General features: G+C 64.4%; 13 protein-coding genes and 1 other annotated feature (1 of these 14 running past the window's edge). Of the genes, 12 read left to right on the forward strand and 1 reads right to left on the reverse strand.

The window, feature by feature from the left end:
- Positions 1 to 139 precede the first annotated feature (139 nt).
- The 12 genes from ACZ1A1_RS04000 to ACZ1A1_RS04055 all read left to right on the forward strand — a co-directional run bounded on the left by ACZ1A1_RS04000 (position 140) and on the right by ACZ1A1_RS04055 (position 12,075).
- Entirely contained in the window at positions 140 to 1,018 is an 879-nt protein-coding gene (locus tag ACZ1A1_RS04000; RefSeq protein ID WP_463618865.1) for an NAD(P)-dependent oxidoreductase, read from the forward strand.
- Positions 1,019 to 1,057: 39 nt separating this feature from the next.
- Positions 1,058 to 1,486: a carboxymuconolactone decarboxylase family protein gene (locus ACZ1A1_RS04005; protein WP_203320109.1), complete on the forward strand. Its 429-nt coding sequence runs from the start codon at positions 1,058 to 1,060 to the stop codon at positions 1,484 to 1,486.
- 21 nt (positions 1,487 to 1,507) lie between these two features.
- On the forward strand, positions 1,508 to 1,891 hold the full coding sequence (locus ACZ1A1_RS04010) for a hypothetical protein (RefSeq protein WP_463618866.1): 384 nt from the start codon (positions 1,508 to 1,510) through the stop codon (positions 1,889 to 1,891).
- Between the two features lie 2 nt (positions 1,892 to 1,893).
- On the forward strand, positions 1,894 to 2,769 hold the full coding sequence (locus ACZ1A1_RS04015) for an alpha/beta fold hydrolase (protein WP_463618867.1): 876 nt from the start codon (positions 1,894 to 1,896) through the stop codon (positions 2,767 to 2,769).
- 32 nt (positions 2,770 to 2,801) lie between these two features.
- The gene (locus ACZ1A1_RS04020) at positions 2,802 to 3,935 is read left to right on the forward strand and encodes an ABC transporter substrate-binding protein (protein WP_463618954.1); all 1,134 of its coding nucleotides are present in this window, start codon (positions 2,802 to 2,804) and stop codon (positions 3,933 to 3,935) included.
- Between the two features lie 71 nt (positions 3,936 to 4,006).
- Positions 4,007 to 5,563 carry a sugar ABC transporter ATP-binding protein gene (locus ACZ1A1_RS04025; RefSeq protein ID WP_463618868.1) on the forward strand — a complete coding sequence of 519 codons (1,557 nt, stop codon included), beginning with the start codon at positions 4,007 to 4,009 and terminating at the stop codon, positions 5,561 to 5,563.
- Positions 5,560 to 6,531 carry an ABC transporter permease gene (locus tag ACZ1A1_RS04030; RefSeq protein WP_463618869.1) on the forward strand — a complete coding sequence of 324 codons (972 nt, stop codon included), beginning with the start codon at positions 5,560 to 5,562 and terminating at the stop codon, positions 6,529 to 6,531. Before ACZ1A1_RS04025 ends, ACZ1A1_RS04030 begins: the two co-directional genes overlap by 4 nt.
- An 8-nt stretch (positions 6,532 to 6,539) precedes the next feature.
- Positions 6,540 to 7,556 carry an ABC transporter permease gene (locus ACZ1A1_RS04035; RefSeq protein WP_463618870.1) on the forward strand — a complete coding sequence of 339 codons (1,017 nt, stop codon included), beginning with the start codon at positions 6,540 to 6,542 and terminating at the stop codon, positions 7,554 to 7,556.
- Between the two features lie 11 nt (positions 7,557 to 7,567).
- Positions 7,568 to 9,046 carry an NAD-dependent succinate-semialdehyde dehydrogenase gene (locus ACZ1A1_RS04040; protein ID WP_463618871.1) on the forward strand — a complete coding sequence of 493 codons (1,479 nt, stop codon included), beginning with the start codon at positions 7,568 to 7,570 and terminating at the stop codon, positions 9,044 to 9,046.
- Positions 9,047 to 9,120: 74 nt separating this feature from the next.
- A complete protein-coding gene (locus ACZ1A1_RS04045) occupies positions 9,121 to 10,743 on the forward strand; it encodes a GMC family oxidoreductase (RefSeq protein ID WP_463618872.1) in 1,623 nt (540 codons plus the stop codon).
- Positions 10,740 to 11,228 carry a hypothetical protein gene (locus ACZ1A1_RS04050; protein WP_463618873.1) on the forward strand — a complete coding sequence of 163 codons (489 nt, stop codon included), beginning with the start codon at positions 10,740 to 10,742 and terminating at the stop codon, positions 11,226 to 11,228. The genes ACZ1A1_RS04045 and ACZ1A1_RS04050 overlap by 4 nt, the downstream gene beginning before the upstream one ends.
- Entirely contained in the window at positions 11,200 to 12,075 is an 876-nt protein-coding gene (locus ACZ1A1_RS04055; RefSeq protein ID WP_463618874.1) for an N-acyl homoserine lactonase family protein, read from the forward strand. Before ACZ1A1_RS04050 ends, ACZ1A1_RS04055 begins: the two co-directional genes overlap by 29 nt.
- Before the next feature lie 205 nt (positions 12,076 to 12,280).
- Here the strand turns inward: ACZ1A1_RS04055 and ACZ1A1_RS04060 are convergent, their stop codons facing one another.
- Positions 12,281 to 13,768: a SulP family inorganic anion transporter gene (locus ACZ1A1_RS04060; protein ID WP_463618875.1), complete on the reverse strand. Its 1,488-nt coding sequence runs from the start codon at positions 13,766 to 13,768 to the stop codon at positions 12,281 to 12,283.
- A 69-nt stretch (positions 13,769 to 13,837) separates the two neighbouring features.
- Positions 13,838 to 13,864: a sequence feature (sul1 is cis-regulatory element that is thought to sense ions involved in sulfur or methionine metabolism; They are found in Alphaproteobacteria), on the reverse strand; it runs 29 nt beyond the window's last position.

A 13,864-nucleotide genomic window follows, 5' to 3' on the forward strand; every position in this document is an offset into this window, starting at 1 on the left:
CAGGGTGTTTTATGGTACTTGTGCCAATCGGTCTCATCGCGGGGGCCTTAGAAAAAAGAGATATCGGCAACATTTTTCTTTGACAGTTTGTCAGACAATCTGCTAATCACAGCTCCAGCAATCGGGAGGACTGGTTTTGATGCAGACGGCAACGCGTATCGCCTTTATCGGGCTTGGGCAGATGGGTTTGCCTATGGCAACCAATCTGCTGAAGGCCGGCTACGAGGTTGCCGGCTTCGATCTGTCTCCCGAGGCCTTGCAGAAACTCGTAAACGAAGGTGGGCAGGCCGCGAAGAGCGCCGCCGATGCCATAGTAGGCAGCGACGTCATCATCACGATGCTGTCCAATGGCAAGGTCGTTCGCAATGTCCTCGTCGAGGGGGAGGCTTACCTTCGAGCTCCCAATGGCGCGCTCATTCTTGAAATGAGTTCTTCCGCGCCGGAAGAAACGCGATCGTTGGCGGAGGCCGTATCCGGTCATCTTCGCGTGGTGGATGCTCCGGTATCCGGCGGCGTCAAGCGCGCCGTCGATGGCACGCTTGCGGTCATGGCGGGTGGCGCGGACGCCGATTTCCTTGCCGCCAGGCCGGTGCTCGCGGCCATGTCGGCCAAAATCTTCCATTGCGGTCCGGTCGGTGCCGGCCATGCGATGAAGGCGATCAACAACTACGTTTCTGGTGCCGGCGTGATCGCCGCCGTCGAGGCCGTCCTGCTGGGCAATGCCTTCGGGCTGGACGAGGCGAAGGTCGTCGAGGTGCTCAACGCATCCAGCGGAAAGAACAACGCCACGGAGGTCAAGATGAACCAGTTCATCCTCTCCGGCACCTTCGGTTCGGGCTTTGCGCTCGGGCTGATGGCGAAGGACATCCGCACCGCGGCCAATCTTTCGGTTTCTCTCGGGCTCAGTCAGCAGGGGCTGACGCAGACCGCGGATCTCTGGGACGATGCGGCGCGCACGCTCGGCGGCGCCGTCGATCACACTCGCTTCTACGATTATCTCAAAAGGCAGGTCGGCTAGCTTCGGCCAGCCGGAAAACACCTAAACGGAGGAACAGGCATGCCAAACGGGGCGGGCGATGATCGCCACTTCGAAGGGGAAGGCGCGCGCGAACGCAGCGAAGCGTTCGACCGCGGTCTGAAGACGCGGCGCGAGGTGCTGGGAGATTCCTACGTGGATGCCTCCCTGGACAAGGCCACCGCCTTCAGCTGGCCGATGCAGAAGCTGGTCACCGAATATTGCTGGGACGAGATATGGAATCGCCCGGGCCTCGGCCGCCGCGAGCGATCGATCCTTAACCTCGGCATGATCTCGGCCCTCAACCGCCAGCACGAGCTTCGCACCCATGTCCGGGGCGCGCTGAACAACGGGCTCAGCCGCGATGAGATCACCGAAATCTTCCTTCAGGTCGCCATCTACTGCGGCGTGCCGGCAGCGATCGACAGCTTCAGAAGCGCCCAGCAGGTTCTCGACGAGCTGAGCGAGTAAGTGAAGAGGGAGGAGACCATCATGAAGAAAATCGACAGATCGGCATTCGCCGAAATCGCGCGCGGCGACTTCGAGTTCACCCGCGAAACCCGCTACCTGACCGGCGTTATCCGCCTTGATTTCGGCACCCAGTCGTGGGCGTTGAGCTTCGCCAATGGCGCGCTCGCCGGCATCACCGACGGCACGCTCGTGCCGGATGCGGAAGCCACCATCATCGTCGGCGGAGGCGCCGACCAGTGGCATGAGCTTCTGCAGTGGAAGCCGCGTCCCTTCTACCAGTGCATCCAGTCGGCCGCCGTCAAGCACGGCATGAGGATCAACGTCGCCAACGAGACCTTCGCCTATCTGCCCGCACTCAACCGCATGACGACGCTGCTGCGCCAGCTTTACAACGGGAAGGCCTGATCATGACCCGGCACGATCCGATTACGGGACGCTACGTCTATCTCACCGTCGAGGGCATCGAATACCGCGTATACTACGAGGAAGCCGGCTCCGGCATTCCGCTAATCGTCGGTCACACGGCGGGCTCCGACGGCCGCCAGTACCGCCATCTGCTCTGCGACGAGGCGGTCACCTCGCGCTTCCGCGTCATCGCCTTCGATCTTCCCTATCACGGTAAGTCCCTGCCGCCCTACGGCGTCAACTGGTGGGAGCAGGAATACAACATGACCAAGAGCCGGATGATGGCGTTCCCGAACGCTTTGTCCGATGCCCTCGGGCTCGACCGGCCCGTCTACATGGGAAGCTCGATGGGCGGGCACCTAGCGGTGGATATCGCCTCCAGTCACCCGGATCGCTACCGCGCCACGATTGCCGTGGAAGGCGCGCTACGCTCGGCCGTCGAATATGTTGACGTCGGGATGGCCGGCATCCGCAAGGAATTCGACAACCCGAACGTCAACCGCACGTCGATCGGCGCCGCGATGATGCTGAACATCTCGCCCTATTCGCCGGAGAAGAACGTCCGCGAGATACAGTGGGAATACAGTTGCGGCGGCCCCGGCATCTTCGCCGGTGACCTTTATTACTACTATTACGATCACAACATGTCCGACGACGAGGCGCGTGCGATCGATACGTCGAAATGCATGCTCTACATGCTGACGGGCGAATACGACCCCAATACATCGCCGAAGGAGACCGAAGCGCTCGCCAAGCTGGTGAAGGGCTCGAAGTTCTGGGCGATGAAGGATCTCGGCCATTTCCCCGTCACCGAGGACTACACGAAGTTCCGCGAATATCTGCTGCCGATCCTGGAAGAGGTTCAGTCCAGGACATAAAGGGTTCTAGAGGAGGAGAAAGTAACATGAAGATGAAATCCCTGGCTGCGGCGGTGTCCGTCGCGGCAATGATGACGGCTGCCAGCGCGCAGGCGGATGGCCTTGATACGCTGCCGGAGAATATCCGCAGCGTCTACAGCATGGTCGACAGCCAGATCCCGGTCGGCGCATCGCCGTTGGCGAACTTCAAGGCCAAGAAGGGCCCGCCGTGGAAGATCGGCTATGCCTCGACCTATGCCGGCAATACCTGGCAGGCCACGGCTCTCGACGAGATCGTCAACAAGCTGGCCCCGGCAGCCAAGGAGGCCGGCCTCGTGTCGGAGCTTGTCGTCACGCAGGCCGACTTCAAGGACGCCGTGCAGATTCAGCAGATGCGCCAGATGATCGACAACGATGTCGATGCGATCATCATCTGCTGCTCGAACGTCACGGCCTTCAATCCGACCATCGAATATGCCTGGTCTAAGGGCGTCGCGGTCTTCGCCTATTCCGGCTACACGACCTCGCCCTATTCGATCAACGTCGCCGCCAACCACATGCAGGGCGGCTTCGACATGGCCAAATGGCTGGCCGACGAGATGGGCGGCAAGGGCAATGTCGTCCTCGTCTCCGGCGTTCCCGGCACGGCCTCGTCCGACGCCTTCGATTCCGGCGCCAAGAAGGCGCTGGAGGGCTATCCGGATATCAAGATCATCGGCGAAGTGGCCGGGAAGTGGACCGATCAGGTCGCGCAGACCGAGCTGCAGAAGTTCCTGGCGATCAACCCGGCCAAGGTTGATGGCATCCTGACCCAGGCCGCGCAGGAAAACGGCGTCCTGAACGCCATGCTGCAATCCGGCCGTCCGATGGTGCCGATCACGCTCGGCGGCGAGGCATCGGCCGCCTGCTACTGGCGCAAGAACCCGGATTGGATTTCCAAGTCCTTCCACATCTGGCCGCCGGCCCGCGAAATGGACCAGGTCTGGGATGTCATGCTGCGCACGCTGGGCGGTGAGGGGCCGAAGATCCAGTCCATGCTGCGCCCGGTGCTGCCCTACACGATCGAAGACGTGAAGGCGGCGCTGCCGGAGGACTGCGACCTCAACTCCACCGGCTGGGTACAGCCGACGGCGGATGCCTGGTGGCCGAAGGATGTCGCCACGCAGTTCTTCGCCAACCCGAAGTAACCGGACCGCGCGACCGGGCCTTCAGGCAGGCCCGGTCGTCCTGTCGCGGCCACAGATGAACTGGAGCAAGCATGGCGGGCACGATTTCAATCCGTTTGCGCAACGTTTCGAAGCGCTTCGGGGAAACCCGCGCCCTGACGGATTGCGACTTCGAAGCCTGCAAGGGCGAAGTCCACGCGATCGTCGGGGAGAACGGCAGCGGCAAGAGCACGCTGGCGAAGATCATTTCCGGCGTCCTGGTGCCGGACAGCGGTGACTGCGAGGTGCTCGGCGCCAGCATCTCGACGCCGCGCCAGGCGCGCGACCGCGGCATCGCGGCGATCTTCCAGGAAGTGCTGATCGCCGACGAGGCGAGCGTCCTCGACAATCTCTATGTCGGCAGCGAAGGGCTGGTCGGCACCGGCAAGAGCCGCAGCCGCAAGCTGTGCGAGGCCGGCGAGATCATGACGCGCTGCGTCGGATATGCCGTCGATCTCGATGCGCGCGCCGGCGGCCTGCCGCTGAGCGTGCGCCAGTGGATCGTCATCGTCCGCGCCATCCTGCGGTCGCCGGACGTGCTCATCTTCGACGAATCCTCCGCCGCGCTCGACCTTGAGGCGACCCAGCGGCTGTTTGCCGAAATCACCCGCCTTCGCGATGCGGGCAATACCATCCTGCTGGTGACGCACCGCATTGCCGAGCTTGTCAGCATTGCCGACCGCGCCACGATCCTGCGCGACGGCAAGGCCGTGGGCGTGCTTCAGCGCGAGGAGATCACCGAAGCCCGGCTTCTGGAAATGATGACGCAGGCCGGCCGCACGCTGAGCGCCGCGCCGACCGTGCGCCTGCGCGACAATGCCGATGATCAGCCCATCATCCTCGCCAGGGACATCCGCATGTCCGAAGCGGCGGCGCCTTTCGACTTTTCGCTGCAGCCCGGAACCATCGTCGGGCTGGCAGGCCTCGACGGGCACGGGCAGGAGCACTTCGCCCGCATTCTCGCCGGGATCTTGCAGCCGTCCTCCGGCGATGTCTCGTGCCGCGGCCGCGACGGCGGGATGGAAAGCATCGACGGCCTGGAGGCTGCCTGGCGGAATCATATTTCCTGGGTGTCGGGGGACCGCAAGCGCGAGGGCATCTTCCCGCAGCTCAGCATCTTCGACAATTTCGCCCTCGGCATCTATCGCCGCAAGCTCGGCGCCTTCGGGACCATCGATGCCGGACGCGCGCGCTCCTTGTTCGAGGACGAGGCGCGGCGGCTCTCCATCCGCATGGGCTCGTCCGGCAACCGCATCACCTCGCTGTCCGGCGGAAACCAGCAGAAGGTGCTGATCGCCCGGGCCTTCGCCGACACGCCGCGGGTGATCGTGCTCAATGACCCGGCGCGCGGCGTCGACATCGGCACCAAGCGCGACCTTTACCGGGAATTGCAGCGCTTTGCCGAGAGCGGCGGTGCCGTCGTGTACCTCTCCAGCGAGATCGAGGAATTCTTCGGCTTTGCCCATCGCGTCGATGTCTTCGTCAACGGGTCGCTGTTCCGGTCGCTGAGCGGTGATGACATCGAAGAGCGGGAAATCCTCGGCGCCATGTTCGGGCAGCCGCCAGGGGCCCATGTCGAACTCGAAGCAGTACATGAGGTGGCACAATGACCGCGACCAGGACGTTCCAGAAACTCGGGTCGCTTGCCGTCCCCCTTACGCTCGTCGTCGTGCTGCTCGCGATCGCCGCGATCCGCTCGCCGAACCTGTTCACGCCGTCCGGCATCGGCAACGGCATCCTTGTCGCAGCGCCGCTGTTCTTCGCGACCATGGCGCTCACGCCCATCGTCATGTCCGGGCGAGGGGCGGTGGACCTGTCGATCGGCCCGCTGATCGGCTTCCTCAACGTCACGCTGATTACCTGGCTGTCTGCCAGGGGCATCACGCATCCGGTTCTGTTCATCGGCTGGGCCCTTCTCGCCGGCGCGCTGTGGCAGGTCCTGCTGGCGCTGATCGTCATCTATGTCCGCATCGCGCCGATCATCGTCTCGCTGTCCGGCTATCTGGTCCTGAGCGGGGTCAACCTGATGATCATGTCGCGGCCGGGTGGCGTGGCGCCCGACTGGATCATGAACTGGGGCGCCGCCAGCGCCGCACAGGTGATCTCGCCGATCTTCCTGCTCGCGCTGGTCGCCTTCGCGGCCTGGGTCGCGATCACCCGCACCGGCTTCCATCGCCAGTTGCGCATGGTCGGCTCCGACGAACGCATGGCCTACACGGCCGGCATCAATGTCGATCTCGTCCGCCTGATCGCCTTTGCCATCGGCGGCATGTTCGCGGGCCTGGCGGCGCTGAGCTATACCGCTCTCATCGCCTCCGGCGATCCGACCCAGGGCTCGACCTATACGCTTCAGGCGGTCACCGCACTGGTGCTGGGTGGCGCGAGCCTTTCCGGCGGGCGTGGCGGCGCGATCGGCGCGGCTCTCGGCGCGGTCAACATGTTCCTCATCAACTACCTCCTGGGAACGTTCAATTTCGGCTCGCTGTCGGGCTACGTCACCCAGATGGCCTTCGGAGCGATCCTCGCATGTTCTCTTCTGGTGAACCTCTTCACGTCTCCGTCCGCGAGCAAGGCATGAGGAAGGACATGGAAAAGACCGCCGACACGACGCTTTCCCCGGGCCGCTCCGCCTCCGGCATCCGCCTGCAGAGATCGCTCGCCATCGGCGCCGGCCTCCTGGCCGTGCTTGCCGTCGCCGGTGCCGTGCTGGTGCCGGGCTTCGTCTCGATGCAGAACGCCCGGTCGATCCTGCTGCTCGCCTCGTTCCTCGGGATCGCCTCGCTGGGGCAGACGCTCTGCGCCCTGCTCGGCGCGCTCGACCTGTCGATACCCTTTGTCATCGGTTCGGCAAACATCCTGCTGCCGAGCCTGCTGGTGTCCGGCCTGCCGCCGGCGGTGGCGATCGCGCTGATCCTCCTGCTCGGTGCGCTCGTCGGCGCGATCAACGGGTTGATGAGCTTCAGGATCCAGGGGCAGGCGCTGATCATGTCGCTCGCCGTCGGCTTCGCCGTGGTCGGCGCGACGCAGATCTATACGACGCTCGGCTCCATCTATGCCGGGACGGTCTTCGCCACCATTCCCGACTGGCTGCGCAACCTCGCCGCCTTCAACGGCACCACCCTCGGCATTCCCATGCCCCCGGTGATCCTGATCTGGGCCATTCTGGCGGCCGTCGTGATCCTCGCCATGCACCGCACCTGGTTCGGCCGCGGCATCTATGCGCTCGGCGGAAGCCGTGTCGCGGCGGCGCGGCTGCAGATCTCCGAGCGCAAGCTCTGGGTCGCCGTCCATGCGATTTCAGGCGTGGCCTCGGTCTCGGCCGGCATGCTGCTGCTCGGTTTTTCCGGCGGCGGTTTCGTCGGCGTCGGCGATCCCTACCTCTTCACCACGGTCGCGGCGGTCGTCATCGGCGGCACGTCGCTGCTCGGTGGCGCCGGCGGCTATGGCGCCACCGTTCTCGGCGTGCTGGTCCTGACCGTGCTGACCTCGATCCTGGTCGGCCTCGGCCTGAGCTTTGCCTCGCAGCAGGCCGTGGTCGGCCTGCTGATCATTCCGATGGTGGCGATCTACGCCCGCGCCCCGCACATCCGCAACCAGATCTGAGACCTGCAGACATGATAGCGCAATACCTTCTCTCCCGCCTCTCCGACCCGACGCTTGTCCGCGAGCAGGCCCTGCTTGCCGGCGATTGGGTGACATCGGCCAACGGCCAGACGATCGACGTCAGGAACCCCTCGACCGGCGAGGTCCTGGCGCAGGTGCCGGACATGGGCCTTGAGGAAATCCGTGCCGCGATCACGGCTGCGGACAAGGCCCAGAAATTCTGGGCGCTGGCGACTGGCAAGGAGCGCGCCGTAATCCTGCGCCGCTGGTACGATCTCGTGATGGCGAACCAGAAGGACCTCGCCACTATCCTGACCGCCGAAATGGGCAAGCCTTTTGCCGAGGCAATGGGCGAGGTGGCTTATGGCGCGGGCTATATCGAATGGTTCGGCGAAGAGGCCAAGCGCATCTATGGCGACACCATCCCCGGCCATCATCGCGACAAGCGCATCATCGTGCTGAAGCAGCCGGTCGGCGTCGTCGCGGCGATCACGCCGTGGAATTTTCCCTCGGCGATGGTGGCGCGCAAGTTTGCGCCGGCGCTCGCCGCCGGATGCTCGATGGTGTTCAAGCCGGCCGCGGAAACGCCGCTTTCGGCGCTCGCCCTTGCAACGCTCGCCGAGCGGGCAGGGCTGCCGAAAGGCCTGCTCAGCGTGCTGCCGACCAAACGTGCGCGCGAGTTCGGCACCGAGGTCTGCACCAACCCGATCATCAAGAAGCTGACCTTCACCGGTTCGACGGAAGTCGGGCGCATCCTGATGGCGCAGGGCGCGCAGAAAATCCTCAAGCTCAGCCTCGAACTCGGCGGCAATGCGCCCTTCATCGTGTTCGACGACGCCGATGTCGATGCGGCGGTCGAGGGTGCGCTCCAGTCGAAGTTCCGCAACAACGGCCAGACCTGCGTCTGCGCCAACCGCCTTTATGTCCAGTCGGGCATCCACGACGAATTCGTTCGCCGCTTCGGCAAGGCCGTGTCGGAGATGAAGGTCGGCGACGGCTTCGAAGAGGCGACCGAGCTCGGCCCGCTGATCAACGAGGCGGCCATGGTGAAGCTGAAGGACCATATCGACGACGCGGTGGCCAAGGGCGCCAGCATCGTCACCGGCGGCCAGCCCCATCCCCTCGGCAGGACCTTCGTTGCGCCGACGATCGTCACCGGCGTGACATCAGGGATGAAGGTCGCGCGCGAGGAGACCTTCGCACCGCTCGCGCCGATCTTTCGCTTCGAGGACGTGGGCGAAGTGATCGCGCTTGCCAACGACACCGAGTTCGGGCTCGCCTCCTATTTCTACGCCAATGACCTGAAACAGGTCTGGAAAGTGGCCGAGGCGCTCGAATACGGCATGGTCGGCGTCAATACGGGCCTGATCTCGACCGAGGTCGCCCCCTTCGGCGGCGTCAAGCAATCGGGCTTCGGGCGCGAGGGTTCGAAATACGGTCTCGATGATTTCCTGTCGCTGAAATACGTCTGCCTCGGAGGAATTTCCTGATCGCCCGGCGCCTCGCGCCGGATCATTTTTGAAAAGGGGCCGCGGCTTCGTCAAAAGCTGCGGGGAGGAAAATCATGGTTACTGATAGCGAAGACGTCTTCGATTACATCGTCGTGGGGGCAGGGACGTCGGGCTGCGTCCTGACCGAGCGCCTGAGCGCCGCCGGTCATTCCGTCTGCACCCTGGAGGCCGGGCCGCGGGACATCAACCCGCTGATCCACATCCCGGCCGGCTACATCAAGAACATCTATTCCAAGACTCTGACCTGGAATTTCCAGTCGGAGCCCGGTCCGGGCGTCAACAACCGCTCGTTCTCGCTGCCGCAGGGCCGCGTCCTCGGCGGGTCGAGTTCGATCAACGGGCTGAACTACGTGCGCGGCCAGTCGGTCGACTACGACAATTGGGCCGCGGCCGGCAATCCGGGCTGGAGCTACCAGGATATTCTGCCCTATTTCCGGCGCTCCGAGCGGCGGCTCGGAAACCCGGATCCGAAATACCGCGGCACGGAGGGCGAGCTGCCGATCTCGGATCTCGACTGGCACAACCCGGTCAGCGACGCGCTGATCGATGCCGCGGTGGCGATCGGCATTCCCCGCAATCCCGACCACAACGGCGCGACGCAGGAAGGCGTCGGCTTCTTCCAGCGCACGATCCATCGCGGCAAGCGCGTCAGTGCTGCCAGGGCATTCCTGTCCAAGGCGAAGCGCCGGCCGAACGTTTCGATCCGTACCCATGCGCAGTGCACGTCGATCGTCATCGAGAACGGCGTTGCGCGCGGGGTGCGCTATATCCAGGGCGGCACGTCGCGGACGGTCCGCGCCCGCCGCGAGGTGCTGCTGACGGCCGGGGCGCTGAACACGCCGAAGCTGCTGCAGCTTTCCGGGCTCGGACCGGCCGACGTGCTGAGGGCGGCCGGCATCGCGGTGCTGCGGGACATCCAGGGCGTCGGCGCCAATCTGCGCGATCACTATGCGGTGCGCATGGTGTCGAGAATTCATGGGGCGCCGACGATCAATGCCAAGGTCCAGGGGCCGGCGCTTGCCGTGCAGGTCGCCCGCTGGCTGGTCGGGCTGCCGAGCCCGCTCGCCATCAGCCCGTCGCTCGTCCACATCTTCACCCGTTCCGACCCGTCGCTCGACCGGCCGGACCTCGAATTCGCCTGCGCGCCGGCCAGCTTCCGGGAGGGTGTTGTCGGCCTTCTCGACAAGCATCCGGGCCTGACGCTCGGCGTCTGGCAGGAGCGGCCGGAAAGCCTCGGCCATGTCCGGGTCAAGAGCAGCGATGTCTTCCAGGCGCCGTCGATCCAGCCGAACTACCTGACGGACGAGCGCGACCAGAAGGCGCTTCTCGGCGGCATGCGCATCGCGCGCAAGCTGTTCCGCGCGCCGCCGCTGGCAAGGTATGTCGAGGCCGAGACGTCCCCGAAGCCGGAGCTGGAAGGCGATGATGAACTTCTCGCCTTTGCCCGCGAGAAGGGAACGACCGTCTACCACATGATCGGCACCGCCCGCATGGGCCCCAGGGATCGGCCAGACAGCGTGGTCGATCATGAACTGAGGTTCCACGGCATCGAGAACCTGCGTGTCTGCGACGCGTCGATCATGCCGTCCATGCCCTCGGCCAACACCAATGCCTCGACGCTGATGATCGCCGAGAAGGCGGCCGACATGATTCTCGGCCGGCAGGCCACGCCATGACGGCCGCCGACCGGCACGGCGAGGCAACGCGCCTTTATGTCACCGAGGCGCAGCGGGTGTTCGACGCCCTGCACGAGGTCGCGACGCGGCTCGCAGGGCTGCTGATGTCGCTGGAAATGCTCAAGTCGCGGCATGTGCTCGACGTCGAAAGCCGCCTCGCGGCAAGGGCGAGGCTGGAGAGCGCGCAGGCCGCCTATCGGCGGCTCCGGCCGCCGGCGGTCGCGGCGCATTTTCATCATCACCTCACCGATGCCCTCGGCAAGCTCACGGCATCGCTGGACCATATCGACGGCCGCTTGGCGGGACTGGTCGCGGCGGCAGACCCGCTGCCGTCCCTGCGCTCGGCCTGGCGCGACATGGAAGCGGCATCGCGTGCGATGCCCGGCTTCGAGACCGTCGATTTTCAACAATCTTGCTGTGCCCTGCACATCAAGCCGGCTAACAGCGGAGGACGACATGGCCGAATATTCAATCTGGATTCTTAATTTCGCAGAAGTGCCGGATGCGGCGACGAGCTCGCTCATCTTCGGCCGCCACAATGCCGGCACGCAGGTGCTGCCCTACGCCTACACGCTGCTGAAGGGACACGGCAAGACGATCCTGCTCGATTGCGGCCTGAACGCGGAATCGCACGGCAAGGCCTTCGTCGAAAAGTTCAACGTGCAGAAATGGGCGCATCCGAGAGACGTGCTCGGCGAAATCGGCGTCACGCCGGAAGAGATCGACTACGTCATCTTGACCCATGCGCATTTCGACCACATGGGCGGCCTGTCGCTCTTCCCGAACGCGACGTTCATGATCCAGTCGGAGGAGCTAGCGGCCTGGGTCAAGATCATGGCCATGGACCGCAAGTTCCGCTGGCTGATGGGCGCAACCGATCCGAACGACATGATGGAAGCCGTGCAGCTCGCGCGGGAAGGCCGCCTGCTCGGCATCGACGGCGACGCCGACGACATCCTGCCGAACATCGACCTGCGCGTCGCGCCCGATACGCATACGGCCTATTCGCAATATGTCGTCGTGCGCAATGACGGAAAGGCCGTGAGCGAGGATTGCTACATCTACACGGGCGACCTCATCTATCGGCACGACAACATTCACGGCGGCACGCCGGACGATCCCTTCTACGTGGCCAACGGATTGTCCTACGGCAGCAACACCAAGCTGCTGCTGGTGACCGATGAGATCATGAAGACCGTCGGCAACGACATACGCCGTGTCCTTATCCCGCACGATCAGAAGATGGCCGAACTCTATCCGTCACGGACAACACGCCGTGGTCATTATCTGGTCGAGGTCGCGCTTGCCAATGGAGACGCATCGCGCGTTTGAATCATGTGTAGCTGAGGCAGGATGTCGTGCTGATACGCGGGGTCCGTGAAGCTTGGCGGCAGGTGGGGGAGGGAAGCTCTGCCGCCCGCGTCGCCGCCACGTGAACTTCTACCCGGCAGCGAAGCGCCCGGAGCCGAAACGGGCCTCAAGGTCGTTCAACACCCTGGATTATCAGGCCCGGAGAGATACTCCGGGCCTCTGCATTTCAGTGTCCGCCCGGCGCGGAGAAGGCCGCATGTTCCTTGTCGTGGAGCGCGAAGCGGTCGAGCATGTGGGCACTTGCCTCGTTCACGCCGATGACGGCCACATCGACGCCCTGGCGGCGGTATTTGAGGACGATCTTGTCGAGCGCGCCGACGGCGGTGATGTCCCAGAGATGCGCTTGCGTGACATCGATCGTCACCTTGCGCAATGTTTCGGTAAAATCGAAGGCCGCGGTAAAGCTCTCCGCCGAGGCGAAGAAGATCTGGCCATCGACGTGATAGGTACGCTCCGTGCCGTCCGCGCTCAGCGCCGAGCGGACGTGGAAGAGCTTTGCGACCTTGCCGGCGAAGAACACGCCGGAGAGCAGAACGCCGACGAGCACGCCCTTGGCGAGGTCATGCGTGCCAACGACGGTTGCGACCGTTGCCAGCATGACGACGGAGGACGAGAGCGGATTGCGGCGCAAGTCGAGGATCGAGCGCCAGGAGAAGGTGCCGACCGAGACCATGATCATCACGGCGACCAGCGCGGCCATCGGGATGATGCGCACGAGATCGTCCAGCACGAGGATGAGGAACAGCAGGAAGGCGCCCGCCACGAAGGTGGAAAGTCGCCCGCGGCCGCCCGATGTGACGTTGATCACCGACTGGCCGATCATGGCGCAGCCGCCCATGCCGCCGATCAGGCTGGAGGCGATGTTGCTGGCGCCCTGACCGATGCATTCCTGGCTCTTCGAACTCGGCGTGTCCGTCATGTCGTCGACGATCTGCGCCGTCAGCAATGATTCCAGCAGGCCGACCGCGGCAAGCGCCATGGAATAGGGGAAAATGATCTGCAGCGTCTCGAAGGTCAGCGGCACCTGCGGTAGCGCGAAGATGGGCAGCGCCGACGGCAGTTCGCCGAGATCGCCGACCGTGCGCAGGTCCAGGCCGCCCCACCAGGCGATGCCGGTCAGGACGAGGATGGCGACCAGCGGCGAGGGGATGGCCCTGGTGACATAGGGGAGGAGATAGATGATCGCGAGGCCGGCCGCGATCATGGCATAAGTCAATCCCGGCACGCCGATGAGCTCGGGCAGCTGCGCCATGAAGATCAGGATTGCCAGTGCGTTGACGAAGCCGGTGATGACCGAGCGCGAGACGAAGCGCATGACGCGGCCGAGCTTCAGGAAGCCGGCACAGATCTGGATCAGGCCCATCAGCAGCGTGGCGGCGAAGAGGTATTCGAGGCCATGCTCCTTCACGAGCGTGACCATCAGCACGGCGGTTGCCGCCGTTGCGGCCGAGATCATGCCCGGCCGGCCGCCGGCGAAGGCGGAGACGCAGGCGATGGCGAAGGAGGCGAAGAGCCCGATCTTCGGATCGACGCCAGCAATGACGGAAAAGCCGATGGCTTCGGGAATGAGAGCGAGCGCGACAACGATGCCGGAGAGAATGTCGGCACGAATGTTCGAGAACCACTCGCGCTTGTAGGTCGTCAGGTTGAACATGGAAAAGTCCGCAAAGAAGCGCATCCAGACCGGATGGCGTCCGGCCTTGTGAACAGGTTTGATGCTTTGCGTTGTCTGGCGGATCGGCGGCCAGAA

The sequence above is a fragment of the Shinella sp. R2-11 genome, assembly GCF_055330205.1.